This window comes from Corynebacterium sp. HMSC11D10, from assembly GCF_001806995.1.
Lineage (GTDB): Bacteria > Actinomycetota > Actinomycetes > Mycobacteriales > Mycobacteriaceae > Corynebacterium > Corynebacterium coyleae.
In genome coordinates this window covers 1,197-18,417 of the sequence record NZ_KV787019.1, presented here as the reverse complement: position 1 = coordinate 18,417, position 17,221 = coordinate 1,197, and the positions used below count along the sequence as shown (strand labels likewise).

General features: G+C 60.8%; 15 protein-coding genes. All 15 read left to right on the top strand.

Annotated elements, in window-relative coordinates; genetic code table 11:
• Positions 1-27 precede the first annotated feature (27 nt).
• The 15 genes from pheS (at position 28) to tyrS (ending at position 17,134) form a co-directional block, all read left to right on the top strand.
• Positions 28-1,086 (top strand): phenylalanine--tRNA ligase subunit alpha, encoded by a 1,059-nt coding sequence (gene pheS / locus HMPREF3120_RS01005; RefSeq protein ID WP_070449973.1) that lies wholly within the window; start codon positions 28-30, stop codon positions 1,084-1,086.
• Between the two features lie 14 nt (positions 1,087-1,100).
• Entirely contained in the window at positions 1,101-3,623 is a 2,523-nt protein-coding gene (gene pheT / locus HMPREF3120_RS01000; protein WP_070449970.1) for a phenylalanine--tRNA ligase subunit beta, read from the top strand.
• A gap of 54 nt (positions 3,624-3,677) precedes the next feature.
• Positions 3,678-4,730: an N-acetyl-gamma-glutamyl-phosphate reductase gene (gene argC / locus HMPREF3120_RS00995; protein ID WP_070449967.1), complete on the top strand. Its 1,053-nt coding sequence runs from the start codon at positions 3,678-3,680 to the stop codon at positions 4,728-4,730.
• A 53-nt stretch (positions 4,731-4,783) separates the two neighbouring features.
• On the top strand, positions 4,784-5,944 hold the full coding sequence (gene argJ, locus HMPREF3120_RS00990; protein WP_070449963.1) for a bifunctional glutamate N-acetyltransferase/amino-acid acetyltransferase ArgJ: 1,161 nt from the start codon (positions 4,784-4,786) through the stop codon (positions 5,942-5,944).
• A gap of 15 nt (positions 5,945-5,959) precedes the next feature.
• Complete coding sequence (gene argB, locus HMPREF3120_RS00985) at positions 5,960-6,892, top strand: acetylglutamate kinase (protein WP_371326033.1); 933 nt, start codon at positions 5,960-5,962, stop codon at positions 6,890-6,892.
• Positions 6,889-8,067 carry an acetylornithine transaminase gene (locus HMPREF3120_RS00980; protein WP_070449957.1) on the top strand — a complete coding sequence of 393 codons (1,179 nt, stop codon included), beginning with the start codon at positions 6,889-6,891 and terminating at the stop codon, positions 8,065-8,067. The genes argB and HMPREF3120_RS00980 overlap by 4 nt, the downstream gene beginning before the upstream one ends.
• A 4-nt stretch (positions 8,068-8,071) precedes the next feature.
• Entirely contained in the window at positions 8,072-9,010 is a 939-nt protein-coding gene (argF, locus tag HMPREF3120_RS00975) for an ornithine carbamoyltransferase (protein WP_070449954.1), read from the top strand.
• Positions 9,010-9,507 (top strand): arginine repressor, encoded by a 498-nt coding sequence (locus HMPREF3120_RS00970; RefSeq protein ID WP_070449951.1) that lies wholly within the window; start codon positions 9,010-9,012, stop codon positions 9,505-9,507. Before argF ends, HMPREF3120_RS00970 begins: the two co-directional genes overlap by 1 nt.
• Before the next feature lie 65 nt (positions 9,508-9,572).
• Positions 9,573-10,775, top strand: coding sequence for an argininosuccinate synthase (locus tag HMPREF3120_RS00965; protein ID WP_070422906.1), 1,203 nt, complete (start codon positions 9,573-9,575; stop codon positions 10,773-10,775).
• A complete protein-coding gene (gene argH, locus HMPREF3120_RS00960; RefSeq protein ID WP_070422905.1) occupies positions 10,776-12,212 on the top strand; it encodes an argininosuccinate lyase in 1,437 nt (478 codons plus the stop codon).
• A gap of 48 nt (positions 12,213-12,260) precedes the next feature.
• The gene (locus HMPREF3120_RS00955; protein ID WP_070449948.1) at positions 12,261-13,448 is read left to right on the top strand and encodes a hypothetical protein; all 1,188 of its coding nucleotides are present in this window, start codon (positions 12,261-12,263) and stop codon (positions 13,446-13,448) included.
• On the top strand, positions 13,448-15,037 hold the full coding sequence (locus HMPREF3120_RS00950; protein WP_070449945.1) for a VWA domain-containing protein: 1,590 nt from the start codon (positions 13,448-13,450) through the stop codon (positions 15,035-15,037). Before HMPREF3120_RS00955 ends, HMPREF3120_RS00950 begins: the two co-directional genes overlap by 1 nt.
• The gene (locus tag HMPREF3120_RS00945; protein ID WP_070422902.1) at positions 15,024-15,674 is read left to right on the top strand and encodes a hypothetical protein; all 651 of its coding nucleotides are present in this window, start codon (positions 15,024-15,026) and stop codon (positions 15,672-15,674) included. The genes HMPREF3120_RS00950 and HMPREF3120_RS00945 overlap by 14 nt, the downstream gene beginning before the upstream one ends.
• Entirely contained in the window at positions 15,671-15,850 is a 180-nt protein-coding gene (locus tag HMPREF3120_RS00940; protein WP_070422901.1) for a Trm112 family protein, read from the top strand. The genes HMPREF3120_RS00945 and HMPREF3120_RS00940 overlap by 4 nt, the downstream gene beginning before the upstream one ends.
• A gap of 18 nt (positions 15,851-15,868) precedes the next feature.
• Positions 15,869-17,134, top strand: coding sequence for a tyrosine--tRNA ligase (gene tyrS / locus HMPREF3120_RS00935; RefSeq protein ID WP_070449942.1), 1,266 nt, complete (start codon positions 15,869-15,871; stop codon positions 17,132-17,134).
• Positions 17,135-17,221 lie beyond the last annotated feature (87 nt).

The following is a 17,221-nucleotide window of genomic DNA, read 5'->3' as shown; positions in this document are numbered from 1 at the left end:
TGTGGAAAGGCGCGGGTGAGCGTAAGCGTGGCCGACAACGCAACACAACTTCCGGATATTGAACTGACCGAGGAAGCCCTGAACAAGGCAGCAGACGACGCGGTTGCTGCGTTCGAGGCTGCTGCGGACCTCGCGGCACTTGAAGATGCGCATCGCGCGCACCTGGGGGAGAAGTCCCCGATCATGCAGGCGCGTAAGTCGCTGGGGTCCATTCCGAAGGATCAGCGTAAGAACGCTGGTCGCTTTGTGAACATGGCGCGTGGCCGCGCCGAAAAGGTCTATGCCCAGCTGCGCCAGGTCCGCGAAGCAGAGCACCGCGAGAAGCAGCTGCGTGAGGAAAAGGTTGACGTTACGTTGCCTACCGCACGCGCTCACGCCGGCGCGATGCACCCGATCACCACACTGTCGGAGCACATCGCCGACATCTTCATCGGCATGGGTTGGGAAGTGGCCGAAGGCCCCGAGGTTGAAGCGGAGTACTTCAACTTCGACGCGCTGAACTTCATTCCGGACCATCCGGCCCGCACACTGCAGGACACCTTCTACATTGGCGAAGAAGGCTCCAAGCAGGTCATGCGTACACACACCTCGCCGGTGCAGGTGCGAACGATGCTTGAGCGCGATGTGCCGATCTACATTGCGTGCCCGGGCCGTGTGTTCCGTACGGACGAACTCGATGCCACCCACACCCCTGTGTTCCACCAGGTGGAGGGTCTCGCTGTGGACAAGGGACTGACGATGGCGCACCTGCGCGGCACGCTCGACCACCTGGCTAAGGTGCTGTTCGGCCCGGAAACCAAGACCCGTATGCGTACGAACTACTTCCCGTTTACCGAACCGTCTGCCGAGGTGGACGTTTGGTTCCCGAACAAGAAGGGCGGCGCTGGCTGGATTGAGTGGGGCGGCTGCGGCATGGTCAACCCGAACGTGCTGCGTGCTGTTGGCATCGACCCGGAGGAGTACACCGGTTTTGCGTTCGGCATGGGCCTTGAGCGCACGCTGCAGTTCCGCAATGGCCTGTCGGATATGCGCGACATGGTCGAAGGCGATGTCCGTTTCACTATTCCGTTCGGCGTGCAGGCGTAAAAGGAGAACCAAGAATGCTTATTTCCAAGAATTGGATCACCCGCCTGCTTAATCAGGCAGGCAACCAGGGCTTCAATCCCTCCGACGAGGAATTGGACGCCGGTTTTGTCCGCGTCGGTTTTGAGACCGAGGGCTACGAGCCGCTGCCTGAGGTGACCGGCCCGCTCGTCATTGGCCGAGTAGCCGAGATCGAGGAACTGACCGGGTTTAAGAAGCCCATCCGCTACTGCCAGGTTGATGTCGGACAGGCCAACGGCACAGGTGAACTGCAGGGCATCATCTGTGGCGCGCGAAACTTCAAGGAAGGCGACCTAGTCATCGTGTCGCTTCCGGGTGCGGTATTGCCAGGTGGCTTTGCTATCTCCGCGCGCAAAACCTATGACCACATTTCGAACGGCATGATGGCGTCCGCAGCAGAACTTGGCCTGGCTACAAAGAGCGAAGGCATCATCACACTGGAGGCGGGGGCAGCGACCCCGGGCGATGACGCTCGCGAGATCCTCGGCTCCGGCGACACCGTGTTTGAGGTTAACGTCACCCCGGACCGTGGCTACGCGCTGTCTGCGCGCGGCCTGACCCGTGAGATCGCATCCGCCTTCGACCTGGCGTTTAAGGATGTCGCGCAGGATCCGTCGATCGCAGGCGTTAATATGTCTGCTGTTCCGGAGCCGGCAGGCGAGAGCATCCCCGTCGAGGTTGAGGCCTCGACGAAGGCGCAGCGCTTCGGCCTGCGCACTGTGAAGGGCATCGACCCGAAGGCACAGGCGCCGTTCTGGCTGCAGCGCGAGCTGATGCTCAGCGGTGTTCGCTCTGTAAACGCGGCGACTGACGTGACTAACTACGTCATGCTGTTGCTTGGTCAGCCGATGCACGCATTCGACGCCGACAAGATCTCCGGCGGCTTGCGGGTGCACAACGCTGAGGCCGGTCAGAAGTTTGAAACGCTCGACCACGTTGAGCGGACGCTGACCGCAGACGATGTGGTGATCAGCGACGACAACGGCATCCAGTCCCTCGCCGGCGTTATGGGTGGCACGACGTCGGAGATTTCCGACGACACCGTGAACGTCCACTTCGAGGCTGCAACCTGGGATCCGCTGACTGTTGCTCGTACTGCACGTCGCCTGAAGCTGAGCTCGGAGGCCTCTCGTCGATTTGAGCGCGGCGTTGACCCCGCCATCGTCGAGGTCGCTCTGGATGCCGCTTGTGCGCTCCTCGTCGAGATCGCTGGCGGCTCGATCGAGGCTGGCCGTACGCTTGTCGGTGACGTTAAACCGCGTGAGCCGATTGCCATGCGTGCCTCGCGCCCGTCGGAGCTCATCGGTGTGGACTACTCCCGCGATACGGTTGTGCGCCGTCTTGAGGAGGTCGGCTGCACTATCGCAGGCGAGGGTGAGAACCTTCAGGTCACGCCGCCGACATGGCGTACCGATATCACCGTTCCGGTGGAACTTGTCGAAGAGGTCGTGCGACTTGAAGGACTCGACGATATCCCGTCGATCCTGCCAACACCGCGTGGTGGTCGCGGCTTGAGCCCGCTGCAGCGTCGCCGTCGCGCGGTCACGCACGCGCTGGCGTACTCCGGCTACGCGGAGATCATCCCGACGCCGTTTATTGCCAACGACACGTTCGATGTGTGGGGGCTCGACGCAGACGATCCGCGCCGCAACACGGTGAAGGTGCAGAACCCGTTGGATGCTGACTACGGCATCTTGGGCACGACGCTTCTGCCGTCGATGCTCGAGGCAGCAGGCCGCAATGTTGCCCGCGGCCGTGGCGATATTGCGCTCTACTCGGTTGCACAGACCTCTGAGAAGCGCGCGGATGTTTCGCCGTTGCCGGCCGTTACCCAGCGTCCAGCAGACGACGTTGTCGCAGAACTTATTCAGTCGCTGCCAAAGCAGAATCTGCATGCCGCAACGGTGGCGCTCGGCAACGTCGAGCTCGAGGGGCCGTGGGGCAATGGGCGCGCCTATGAGTGGTCGGACGCGATCCAGTCTGCGCAGATCGTCGCCCGCGCATGCGGTGTTGAACTCGACATCGTCGCTGCCGAGGTTCTGCCGTGGCACCCGGGGCGCTGTGCGGAACTCTCTGTCCGCGATGCTGCTGGCGAGCGTATCGTCGTTGGCCATGCTGGCGAGCTGCACCCGCAGATTCTGGAGAAGCTAAACCTGCCAGCGCGCACGTGCGCGATGGAGCTCGACCTGACTGCGATCCCGCTGGAGGAGCGTCTTCCGGCGCCGCGCCTGTCGTCGTTCCCGCTGTTGCACCAGGACATCGCGCTCGTCGTCGATGAGGAAGTTCCGGCTGAAGACGTCCGTCGCACTCTCGTTGAGGGCGCAGGTGAGCTTGTCGAGGACGTAACGCTTTTCGACGTCTACCGTTCGGAATCCCTCGGCGAGGGCAAGAAGTCTCTCGCATTCGGCCTGGCCTTCCGTGCGCCCGATCGCACGCTGAAGGAAGAGGAAGGCTCGGAGGCTCGCCTCAAGGCAGCCGAGTTGGCTAAGGAGCGCTTCGGCGCAGAAATGCGCGGGTAAATATTAATCCGTGAATAACTTACGGCGCACTGCATAACTGATACACTGTCCGCTATGTCAGAAAGTGTGATCAAGGTTGCGGTCGCCGGAGCCACCGGGTATGCGGGCGGTGAGATCCTCCGCCTGCTACTCGGCCACCCCGCCTACCTGGCGGGAACGTTAGAGATTGGTGCGCTAACCGGAGCATCAACCGCTGGCCAGCAGGTCGGCGATCTTATGCAGCATCTGCCGGAACTTGCAGATCGGGTCATTGAGCCAACAACAATCGATGTGCTTGCTGGCCACGATGTTGTGTTCCTCGGCTTGCCGCACGGCCATTCCGCCGAGATCGGTCAGGCGCTCGGCGAGGACGTCGTCGTGATTGACTGCGCTGCAGATTTTCGGTTGCGCGATGCCGAGCAATGGAAGCGTTTCTACGGCTCTGAGCATGCAGGATCTTGGCCTTACGGGCTTCCCGAACTGCCGGGTCAGCGGGCCGCCCTGCAGGGGGCAAACCGCGTCGCTGTCCCGGGGTGTTTCCCCACTGGGGCAACGCTTGCGGCCTGGCCAGCACTCCAGGCTGGGCTCGTGGAGCCTGACCTGACCATTGTCGCCGTTTCCGGTGTCTCAGGTGCTGGCAAGAAGGCGAATGTGGATCTCCTCGGCGCGGAAACGATGGGCTCCTTGAAAGCCTATGGCGTCGGCGGGACGCACCGGCACACACCAGAAATCCAACAGAATCTCGAGAGTGTTGCTGGCGCCAGGGTTTCCGTGAGCTTTACCCCGGTACTGGCACCGCTGCCGCGTGGGATTCTCACCACAGTGACCGCACCATTGGTGCAGGGCATTACAGCAGAGGCGGTAAATAGCGCGTACGAACAGGCGTACCAGGGAGAACAGTTTGTCAGGCTGCTTCCGGCAGGCTCGCAGCCGCAGACCCAGCATGTCGTGGGCACGAACATGTGTGCCGTGCAGGTTGCAGTGGACGAGCACGCCGGCAAGTTGGTGGCGACGAGTGCCATCGACAACCTGACCAAGGGCACTGGTGGTGCCGCTGTGCAATGCATGAACCTTGCACTCGGGTGGGACGAAGGGGCAGGACTATCGCGAGCTGCGGTGGCTCCGTAACCGCCACTTCACAACGACTCTCCACCCCTGTTGAAAGGAAAAACGAACAATTCATGACCACCACCGGAGTAACCGCCCCGAAGGGCTTTAGCGCTGCAGGTATCAGCGCCGGGATCAAGGCGTCTGGCAACCGTGATCTCGCATTGGTTGTCAACGAAGGCCCGGAGTTCGCTGGTGCAGCCGTATTTACTCGGAACAGAGTGTTTGCAGCGCCAGTGAAAGTGAGCCGTGAGACTGCAGCTGGCGGCACCATTAAGGCTCTGATTGTGAACTCGGGAAACGCGAACGCGTGTACCGGCGCACAAGGATACGAAGACGCAAAAGCCATGCAGCGCCTGACCGCAGAAGGCATCGGGGTCGACCCAGCCCACGTTGCGGTCTGCTCGACGGGGCTGATCGGCGACACACTTCCGATGGACAAGGTGGAAGCCGGTATCGGTGTCGTCGTCAAGCAACTCGGCGATGATGGAGCGGGTGCTGCAGATGCGATTCGGACGACAGATACGGTGGCGAAAGAAGCCGTCGTCAAGGGCGACGGCTGGACTGTGGGGGCGATGGGAAAGGGTGCCGGCATGATGGCGCCGTCGCTGGCGACGATGCTTGTCTGCATCACCACCGACGCAAAGGCTGACAGCGCCACGTTGCAGGCTGCGCTCGAGCAAGCCTGTGCCATGACGTTTAACACGTTGGATATTGATGGCTCGACTTCCACCAACGACACGGTCGTCGCAATGGCAAGCGGTGCCAGTGGCGTGACCCCAACGCAAGCAGAACTCAACGCCGCAGTGCACGAAGCGTGCGCGAAGCTAGCGGCGATGATGCAGTCGGATGCGGAAGGCGTGACCAAGCGTGTCGCGATCACCGTCCAAGGAGCGCTCGACGATGCACAAGCGCTCAACGCAGCGCGCGCGATCGGCCGTGACAGCCTGGTCAAGACTGCGATGTTCGGCTCCGATCCGAACTGGGGCCGCGTGCTGGCAGCCGTAGGCATGGCCGATGCCGAGATGGATGCGGAGAACATCTCCGTGACCTTCAACGGTCAGACCGTATGCGAACAGTCGACCGGCGCACCGGGCGCCCGCGACGTTGACTTGAGCGGAGCCGACATCGACGTTGTTGTGGACCTGGGCACCGGGGGAGCGGGCAGCGCAACCGTGCGCACAACCGACCTCTCGCACGCCTACGTCGAGATCAATTCCGCGTACTCGAGCTAGGAGGTGGGTGAGTTGATGCCTAATCTAACGAGTGAACAGCGCGCCACCGTCCTTGCCGAAGCACTGCCGTGGCTGCAGCACTACCGCGACAAGATTGTGGTGGTGAAGTACGGCGGTAACGCCATGATTGATGAAGACCTCAAGGCAGCGTTCGCCGCAGACATGGTGTTTCTGCGCACTGTGGGCGCGAAGCCCGTGGTCGTACATGGCGGCGGGCCGCAGATCAGCGCGATGCTCAAGCGTTTGGGCCTCGACGGCGGCGAGTTCGTCGGCGGGTTCCGTGTCACCACGCCGGAAATCCTGGATGTCGTGCGCATGGTGCTGTTCGGGCAGGTGGGCCGAGATCTTCTGGGCAAGATCAATTCCCACGGCCCGTATGCGGTAGGCACCTCAGGAGAGGATGCCGGCTTGTTCACGGCCAAGCGCCGCCAGGTCGAAGTGGAAGGTGAGCTCGTCGATATCGGGCTGGTCGGCACCATCACCGACGTGAATCCGGCAGCGGTGATGGACATCATCGACGCCGGCCGTATCCCGGTCGTCTCTGGCATCGCTCCGGGCGAAAACGGCGAGGTCTACAACATCAACGCTGACGAAGCCGCGGGTGCGCTGGCAGCTGCGATCGGCGCGGAACGCCTCGTAGTTCTCACCAACGTGGAGGGCCTTTACACCGATTGGCCCAACCGCGATTCGCTTTTGTCCAAGATCGAGGCGGCCGAGCTTGAGAAGATGCTGCCGGGCCTAGACACCGGGATGATCCCGAAGATGGAAGCTTGCCTGACCGCGGTCCAGGGCGGGGTGAAAGCGGCACACGTTATTGATGGTCGTGTGGCCCACTCAGTGCTTCTCGAACTACTGACCATGGGTGGTGTGGGCACGATGGTGCTTCCAGACGATTACGACCGCACCCACTACCCAGACGGCACAATCTTTAGGAAGGATGAGGCATGAGCAACTTCGCTACACGCTGGTCGGAGTCACTGCTAGACACGTACCCAGCCCCGCCGGTTGAACTCGTCTCTGGCGATGGCGCTACCGTCACCGATGCCGACGGGAAAACGTACATCGACATGCTCGCAGGCATCGCCGTGAACGCGTTGGGACATGCCAACCCAGCCATCGTGCAGGCGGTGTCGCAGCAGGTGGCCACTCTCGGCCACGTATCTAACCTGTTTGGTTCCCATCCGGTGGTTGAAGTAGCGGAGAAGCTGCGCGCACGCGTCGGCGACGAGACCGCCCGTGTGTTTTTCAGCAACTCCGGCGCAGAGGCCAACGAGGCCGCGTTTAAGCTTGCCCGTCTCACTGGTCGGGGGCGCATCCTCGCAGCCGAGCATGGTTTCCACGGCCGCACCATGGGCTCGCTCGCGCTGACCGGACAGCCAGAGAAGCAGGCCCCGTTCGCGCCATTGCCCACCGGTGTGGAGTTCTACCCGTATGGCGACATTGATGCGCTGACGGCTCTGGTTGAGCAGAACCCTACCGATACTGCCGCCATCATCTTGGAGCCGATTCAGGGCGAAACCGGCGTCATCCCGGCGCCCGAAGGCTTCTTGCAGGCGGTGCGCTCGCTTTGCGACGAGCACGGCATCCTCTTCATCACCGACGAAGTTCAAACCGGTGTCGGTCGCACCGGGACCTTCTTTGCCTTCGAAGACGCAGGGGTCGTGCCGGATGTCATCACCATGGCCAAAGGTCTCGGCGGGGGACTGCCCATCGGCGCGACGATAGCCCGCGGTAAAGCCGCGACACTGTTCACTCCGGGCAGCCACGGCACAACCTTCGGTGGCAACCCCGTCGCGTGTGCTGCGGCAAACGCGGTGCTGGACACGATTGACGATGGGTTCCTGGCCAATGTTCGTCGCAAAGCAGCAGTGCTTATCGACGAAACCACGGACGTTCCCGGCGTCGCGGAAGTGCGCGGCCGGGGACTCATGCTGGGCGTTGTGCTGGAGCAACCGGTTGCGAAGCTCGTCGTCAAGCATGGGCTCGAACACGGCGTCATTCTGAACGCGCCGTCCGACACCGTCATCCGACTCACCCCACCCCTGGTAATTAGCGACAACGAGATCCAGCAGGCGGTTGAGCGTCTCGCAGCCGCAATCGCACAAGCCGCAGAAAGGAACTAGACCAATGGCTCGTCATTTTCTCGCAGACGACGATCTCACCCCAGCAGAACAGGCTGAAGTCCTTGCACTCGCAGCGGAGCTGAAAAAGGCTCCGCTGTCGCACCGGCCGTTGGAAGGGCCGCTTTCAGTGGCAGTCCTGTTTGACAAGACCTCGACGCGTACGCGGTTCTCATTCGACGCCGGTATTGCGCAACTTGGCGGCCAGGCGATCGTGACTGAGACTGGGCACGCACAGATGGGCAAGGGCGAATCCTTCCAGGACACCGGTGCCGTACTGTCCCGCTACGTACAGGCAATTGTGTGGCGCACCTACGATCACCAGAACCTCGTGGACATGGCTGAGGCAGGCACCGTTCCTGTGGTCAATGCACTTACCGATGACCTGCACCCATGCCAGATCCTGGCGGACCTGCAAACCATCATCGAGGAGTTCTGCCCCGAGGAAGGCGCCGCTGGCCTGAAGGGGCTGAAAGCGGTGTACCTCGGCGACGGTGACAACAACATGGCTAACTCGTACCTGATCGGTTTCGCTACAGCGGGGATGGACATCACTGTTATCGCGCCCAAGGAATTCCAGCCGCGTGCCGAGTTTGTCGAGCGCGCCGAGAAGCGCGCCGCAGAAACCGGCGCCCGAGTCACCGTGACTGATGATGTTGCAGCTGCTGAAGACGCGAACGTCGTGATCACCGACACCTGGATCTCGATGGGCATGGAAGAAGATGGCAAGGATCGTCGCACACCGTTCTTGCCCTACCAGGTTGATTCGGACCTGATGGCGCGCGCGGCAAACGATGCAATATTCTTGCATTGCCTTCCCGCGTACCGCGGGAACGAGGTCGCCGCGGAGGTCATTGATGGCCCGCAGTCGCGCGTCTTCGACGAGGCTGAAAACCGTTTACATGCGCAGAAAGCGTTGTTGACCTGGCTTCTGGAGCACCAATAATGTCCCAACCTGTATCCCGTACCGCACGCCAAGCACGGATCCTCGAGTTGCTTGAGCAGACTCGTGTTTCCTCGCAGATTCAGCTGTCAGAGCTGCTGCTCGCAGAAGGCATCGACATTACGCAGGCGACCCTGTCGAGGGACTTGGATGAACTTGGTGCGAAGAAGATCCGCCCATCTGGCGGCGGCCGTGCTTACTACACGATCAACGGCGATGCCGATGGTTTTGAAAACGCGCAGACTGGCCCCCGTGAGAAGCTCCGCCGCATGATCGACGAGTTGGTCGTATCCGCGGATGGCTCGGGTCAACTTGCACTGCTGCGCACGCCCCCAGGTGCGGCGCAGTACCTGGCCAGCTACATTGACCGCGTAGGCCTCGACCAGGTTGTCGGCTGCATTGCTGGCGACGACACAATTTTTGTTCTTGCACGCGAACCGCTCACCGGCGTAGAACTTGCCGTGGAACTCTTCGGCGGACACGCCCGGGGCAGCGACTAAAAAGTTTTACCCTGCAGGTAACCTCATACTATTCATGAAATCTTTTGAAGGAGAATCGTTCTACCATGACTAATCGCGTTGTTCTTGCATATTCAGGCGGTTTGGACACGTCCGTTGCTATCCCGTACCTGGCTGAAATGACCGGCGGTGAAGTGATCGCGGTCTCCCTCGACCTTGGACAGGGCGGCGAGGACATGGAATCAGTGCGCCAGCGCGCATTGGACTGCGGTGCAGTGGAGTCCATTGTTGTGGACGCCAAGGATGAGTTCGCCGAGGAGTATTGCCTGCCCACCATCAAGGCAAACGGTATGTACCAGGGCGAGTACCCGCTGGTTTCCGCGATTTCGCGCCCGCTGATTGTCAAGCATCTCGTTGAGGCTGGTCACAAGTACGGCGGCACCCACGTCGCCCACGGCTGCACCGGCAAGGGCAACGACCAGGTTCGTTTCGAGGTCGGATTCCTGAACCAGGATCCGGACCTGGAGATCATCGCTCCGGCTCGTGACTATGCCTGGACCCGCGATAAGGCCATCGAGTACGCAGAGGGCAAGAACTTGCCGATTGAGCAGTCTGCCGCGTCGCCGTTCTCCATCGACCAGAACGTGTGGGGCCGCGCAGTTGAGACCGGCTTCCTTGAGGATCTGTGGAACCCGCCGACAAAGGACCTCTACGCCTACACCGAGGACCCGGCGCTCGGCAACGCTCCGGACGAGGTCATCATCTCCTTCGAGTCCGGCAAGCCGGTGGCCATCGACGGCCGTAAGGTCACGGTCCTCGAAGCAATCGAAGAGATGAACCGTCGCGCAGGTGCCCAGGGTGTTGGCCGTCTCGACATGGTTGAGGACCGTCTGGTTGGCATCAAGTCCCGCGAGGTCTACGAAGCGCCGGGCGCCGTCGCGCTGATCACCGCTCACAAGGCTCTTGAGGACGTCACCGTTGAGCGCGAGTTGGCTCGCTACAAGCGTCTTATCGATGCACGCTGGTCCGAGGAGGTGTACGACGGCCTCTGGTTCGGCCCGCTGAAGCGCTCCCTGGATGCGTTCATCGAGTCCACCCAGGAGCACGTCACCGGCGATATCCGCATGGTCCTGCACGCTGGCCAGATCACGGTCAACGGCCGTCGTTCCAACCACTCGCTGTACGACTTCAACCTGGCTACCTACGACACCGGCGATACCTTCGACCAGACCCTGGCCAAGGGCTTCGTGCGTTTGCACGGTCTGTCCTCCCAGATCGCGAACAAGCGCGACCGCGAGGCCGGCAAGTAAATGGAGCAGCACAAGACAAACGAAGGTGCGCTCTGGGGCGGTCGTTTTTCCGGCGGCCCGTCGGAAGCCATGTTCGCCCTGTCCGTGTCTACCCATTTTGACTGGGTGCTTGCGCCGTACGATGTGCTCGCATCCAAGGCGCACGCGAAGGTGCTGAACAAGGCAGGTTTGCTTAGCGACGACGACCTTGCCGTCATGCTCGACGGCCTGGACCAACTCGGCCGCGACGTTGCCGACGGCTCGTTCGGTCCGCTGCCGACCGATGAGGATGTCCATGGTGCGATGGAGCGTGGACTCATCGACCGTGTCGGGCCCGAGATCGGTGGTCGCCTGCGTGCTGGACGTTCCCGCAACGACCAGGTTGCGGCCATGTTCCGGATGTGGCTGCGCGATGCCCTGCGGGGTGTCGCACTCGATGTCAGCGATCTGATCGACGCGATCGTCGCACAGGCGGAAGCCCACCCAGACGCGATCATGCCTGGCAAGACCCACTTCCAGGCTGCACAGCCGATCCTGCTTGCGCACTCGCTGTTGGCGCATGCCCAGCCGCTGCTGCGTGACCTGGACCGGATCAAGGATGCCGACAAGCGACTGGCAGTCTCGCCGTACGGTTCTGGAGCGCTGGCTGGTTCGTCGCTGCACCTCGACCCAGAGGCGATCGCAGAGGAGCTTGGTTTCGATTCGGCAACCGACAACTCGCTCGACGGCACCTCCTCGCGCGACTTTGCTGCAGAATCCGCGTACGTCCTGGCACAGATTGCGATTGATATCTCTCGTTTCGCCGAAGAGATCATCGCGTGGTCCACGCCAGAGTTCGGCTACGTCACGCTGCATGACGCGTGGTCGACCGGCTCGTCGATCATGCCGCAGAAGAAGAACCCGGACGTTCCGGAACTTGCCCGTGGCAAGGCTGGTCGCTTGATCGGTAACCTTTCCGGTTTGCTCGCCACGCTGAAGGCCATGCCGCTGGCGTACAACCGTGACCTTCAGGAAGACAAGGAGCCGTTGGTCGACTCGGTCACGCAGCTCTCCATCCTCCTGCCGGCGTTCACTGGACTGGTTTCCACGTTGACGTTCCACGAAGACCGCATGCGCGAACTGGCTCCAGCAGGGTTCACATTGGCCACCGACCTTGCCGAATGGATGGTGCGCCAGGGCGTTCCATTCCGCGAAGCACACGAGGCTTCGGGAGCCTGCGTTCGCATCGCAGAATCCCGTGGTGTCGATCTCGTGGATCTGACGGATGAGGAGCTAGCGGGCGTCGATAAGCGTCTGCTCCCCGAAGTGCGCGAGGTACTTACTGTCGATGGGGCGGTCGCATCCCGCGATACCCGCGGCGGTACTGCGAAACCGCGTGTGGTGGAGCAGCGGGAGCGTGTGCGCGAAGCGAACAAGGCTGCGCGCCAGTGGGCAGAGCAGCCAGTACGGAAGAAGTAAATACACGTTCGCAGAGCGCAGTTCAGAGTTTCCCTTTAGCATTGGGATATGGATGCGCCAAATACCTATGAAGCCAAGCCCCGGGGACGGTCAGTCTCCGTGGTGCTTGGCCTCATTTTTATTGCAGTGGTCATCGCCGCAGTCGCTTTAGGCCGGGGGCTTCTTCCCTTTGGCAGTGATGGCGACGAAAAAGACAGTGGCGGTGAATCAAATCGCCAGTCTCAGGGCAACGTGCAGCAACTCCACGGAGTAATCGGCTCTGAAAAGCGGGCTTTCTTTGAAGACCCCAAGGTCAAGGACAGACTTGCAGCGTTGGGCTACAGCGTCAGCGTGACAACAGCGGGGTCCCGCCAGATAGCTACCACCACGGATATTGCCGCACAAGATTTCGTTTTCCCGTCTTCCGGGCCTGCCACGCAAAAGGTGCGCGAACAGGGCAGTGGCTACTCGGTGGATTTCCCGTTTTTCTCCCCGATGGCGGTAGCGAGCTGGAAGCCGATTGCGGATCTACTGGTAGCTGAGGGAGTCGTGGCTGAGCAGAACGGCGCTTACACACTGGACGTGAACAAGTACATGGACTTGGCCCGCTCCGGAAAACGATGGCGCGACCTCGGGGACGCGTTTCCGTCGCCACGCAATGTACAGGTCCGCTCGACAGATATCCGCACCTCAAACTCCGCCGCGATGTATCTGTCGCTGTTGGCGTGGGAGGTAGCACAGCGAGAACCCGATCGCGCCAATGACGTTGGTTTTCTTGTCGACGAGATCGCGCCCTTCTTCACCGCTCAGGGATACAGCGAAGCCTCATCCTCTGGCCCTTTTGCGGACTACCTCAGCCAAGGCATGGGAGCGGTACCGATGGTGATGGTGTACGAAGCACAGTTCATTGGTGAGCAGATGCGAGATAATTCCCGAATCCGCGACGATATGGTGCTGCTGCAACTCAGTCCGACAGTGCTGGCTAACCACGGCATCGTCGGGGTGAGCGAGGGCGGTAGAGAACTCGGTCGTCTGCTCACCAACGACCCCGAGCTACAAAGGCTGGCCGCGTACCACGGATTCCGGCCCGCGACCTCAGGCAACCTGGCCCAAGAGATGGAGGATCGAGGGCTCGATGCGCCTGCGGATTACGTCAATTCCATCGACCCACCCTCCTACGACAGGCTTGAACAACTCATCGACGGTGTCGGTCAACGCTATGGCGGAGCACCCGCACCGGTGAAGGAGGAGGAATAATGAATCGCCTCGTCGCGGCGCTTGCTGCGTTCATGTCTCTGGTGCTCGTCGCGTGTAGCACTTTCGAAGAAGGCACTTCCAATACTCCTGATACATCCGGCGCAGGGCCCAGCGGTAATGCCGATCTGACCATTGTCGCTGCAACCGAGCTCAAGGACCTCGAAGAATTGGTTGATCGTGCAGCAGAGGAGCTCGGCTTCACTATCGACATGCAGTTCCCCGGCGGAACTTTAGAAAACTCCCAAACGCTCAAACAGGGAGGTTTCGATGGGGAAGTGGATGCCACATGGTTTGCTACGAACCGCTACGTCAACCTGATCGGCGCCTCCGACAAGTTGGACGGTGAGACAAAGATTGCCACAAGCCCCGTCGCGTTCGGTGTATGGGAGGACAGCGCAAAGCGTCTCGGCTGGGACACCAAGCAGCCCACCTGGGCCGAGTTTGCCGACGCTGCCGCAAGCGGCAAGTTCACGTTCGGGATGACCAACCCGCAAGCCTCGAACTCGGGATTCTCCGCACTCGTCTCGGTGGCGACTGCGCTCGCAGACACCGGCGATGCGATTTCCCCTACTGACTTGGAGCGCGTTGGGCCACAGCTCAAGGAAATGTTCGAAGCGCAATCTATGGTTTCCGGTTCTTCCGGGTGGCTGGCTGAGACGTTTGTCAATGATTCGTCCCGAGGCGATGGCATCATCAACTACGAAGCAACACTTCACCAGCTAAAGGCCCAAGGTGTGCCTATTGAGGTTGTTGTCCCCGCCGATGGCGTGATTTCCGCAGATTACCCGTTATCGGCACTGGCTAACCCTGCGCATGCAGACGCGCGGGGTCGGGTAGAAGAGCTGTCGCGCTGGCTCCTAGAACACCAAGAGGACATCGCTCAGACCTATCGCAGGCCTGTGACCGGCGTGGATAACGTGCCGGTGGAGATAGCCAACCAACACGTCATCGAGCTGCCGTTCCCAGCCAACGAGGGAGTCGTCGATGAGCTGCTTTATGCGTACGACAACTCCTACCGCAAACCAGGACGAACAACGTTTGTGCTAGATACTTCCGGGTCGATGGAAGGGCAGCGGTTGGCGTCGCTGAAAAGCATCATGCACTCGCTTATCGACGGCTCCGCTTCAACACTCACCGGTGACGTCTCCCTACGCGACCGGGAAACCGTCACGTTGCAAGCCTTTGATTTCGCACCACACGAACCGTTGACAGTTCGCTTCTCCCGGGAAGATCCGAAGTCTGCTGAAAAACTATCTGACTTCGTCGATGGTCTCCAGGCTGAGGGCGGAACCGCGGTGTATGAAACCTTGCTGAAGGCATTGAGGAATACGGACCCGAACGGAGGTATTCCGTCGATAGTTTTGCTGAGTGATGGTGAAAGCACCGTTGCCCCAGACTATGTCGAATTCAAGAGGCAGTATGAAGCATTGCCAGAACAGCTGCGTAACGTGCCTGTGTTCGTTATCTTGTACGGCGATGCTAATGCGATAGAGATGCAAGCACTTGCAGATCTCACCGGTGGTGAGGTGTTTGACGCGCTTGGTGGCGACCTGGCTGCTGCCTTTAAGGAGATTCGTGGATTCCAATAATTCGTCTGCGGGAAAAGCAGCCCGGTATTTCGCCTCACCCAAGAACCAGCTTGGGTTGGTGCTGGCTACCCTCGTGGTTGTGGTTCATATTGCGGTAGGTATCGGACTGTTCTGGCCGGTCGCCGCGGCGGCCGCGTATGGCGCCGGCGCGGCTCTTGCGCCGTCCCGGAAAACCAAGGAACTTCCAGCAGCACCAACCCTGCCCACGTCGCAAGTTCTCGAGAATGCGCTGCGGCAAACGACTGATCGGTTGGAATCGGCGAAGCCACCACGTCAGGTGATGATGCAGGCGCGAGCGTTTGAAAAAGCCTCCAAGTTCGTATTGTCCGAGTGGGAACACCTCGAGCCGACGCCTAAGCACCGGCAGACGATGTGGAATGTAGTCAATGTGTACTACCCGGAGGTCGTCGATACGTACCTTGATGCCCCTCAGTACCGAGACAAGTCTGCGGTGAGCGTGGTTGTGGACTCTTTAACCACGCTCACTCGCGCTGCTGAGCGGGTGCAGCAGGGGATTTTGGACGACAATCTGCGCGCCATGGATTCACAAGCGCAGTTCCTGCGTCAAGAGCTCGGTGAGTTGCCCGGACTCGACGACAGCTACCACGGAGGCAGCGGGTACGATCCGAAAGCATGAGTCTGGATCCGAAGCTTCTTAACGTCCTCGCGTGTCCCAAAGACAAGGGAACGCTGGAGTATGACCAAGAGCGGGAGCTGCTGGTCAACGAACGCCTCGGCATTGCCTATCGCATTGACGACGGCATCCCAGTTCTGCTCATCGACGAAGCAGAGCCATACATCTCGGCAAAGTAGAAGACGGAGAAAAACCCAATGAGCAAAAACATCATTGATGAGCTTGAGTGGCGCGGGCTGATCAACCAGTCCACGGACCTCGACGCACTGCGGAAGGAAACCGAGCAGCCGATCGTGCTGTACTGCGGCTTCGACCCGACTGGTCCCTCGCTGCACGCCGGCCACCTCGTTCCGCTGCTCATGCTGCGCCGCTTCCAAGAAGCAGGCCACACACCGATCGTGCTTGCTGGTGGCGCGACCGGCATGATCGGTGACCCACGCGACGTGGGGGAGCGCTCCATGAACTCTGCGGACACCGTCCGTGATTGGGCGGACCGCATCAGTGGCCAGCTCAGCCGTTTCGTGCACTTTGATGGCGACAATGCAGCACGCCTGGTCAACAACAACGACTGGATTAAAGACCTTGGCGTTATCGAGTTCCTGCGTGATGTGGGCAAGCACTTCTCGCTGTCCACGATGCTCGGCCGCGACACGGTGAAGCGTCGTCTGGAGAACGACGGCATTTCTTACACCGAGTTTTCCTACATGCTGCTGCAGGCGAATGACTACGTGCAGCTGCGCCGCAACCACAATTGCGTGCTGCAGGTTGGCGGCGGCGATCAGTGGGGCAACCTCGTTGCGGGCGTTGACCTGAATCGTCGTATGGACGGCGAGCAGGTTCACGCGTTGACTGTTCCGCTGGTGACGGATTCCGAAGGTAAGAAGTTCGGCAAGTCCACTGGTGGCGGCTCGCTGTGGCTGGATCCCGAGATGACCAGTCCGTACACCTGGTACCAGTACTTCGTAAACACTGCGGACGCCGATGTCATCCGTTACCTGCGTTGGTTCACCTTCCTTGACCAGGAAGAGCTCAACCGCCTGGAGACCGAAGTGGCGGAGCGCCCATTCAAGCGTGAAGCCCAGCGTCGCTTGGCGCAGGAGATGACCGATCTGGTCCACGGCAAGGAAGCCCGTGAGGCTGTCGAACTCGCATCGCAAGCTCTGTTCGGTCGCGCAGAACTTACTGACCTCGACGAGAAGACCCTCGCATCGGCAGTCTCTGAAACCTCTGTCTTTGAGATCCCAGCCGGCGAAACCACGGATATCGTGGAGCTTCTCGTCGGTGCTGGTCTCGCAGAGTCGAAGGGTGCAGCGCGCCGCTCCATCAAGGAAGGTGGCGTGTACGTGAACAACGAGCGCGTCGAAGACGAGGCGTGGGCGCCGTCTGACCAGGATTTCCTCCACGGCACATGGCTGGTCCTGCGCCGAGGCAAGAAGAACTTCGCAGGCGCTAAGCGCGCATAAGCAACTGCTTATCGACGACACCACCCAGGCAGAAACCACCATCTGCCTGGGTGTTTGTGTTGTTTGTGAGTTCGTGGTTATATCTTC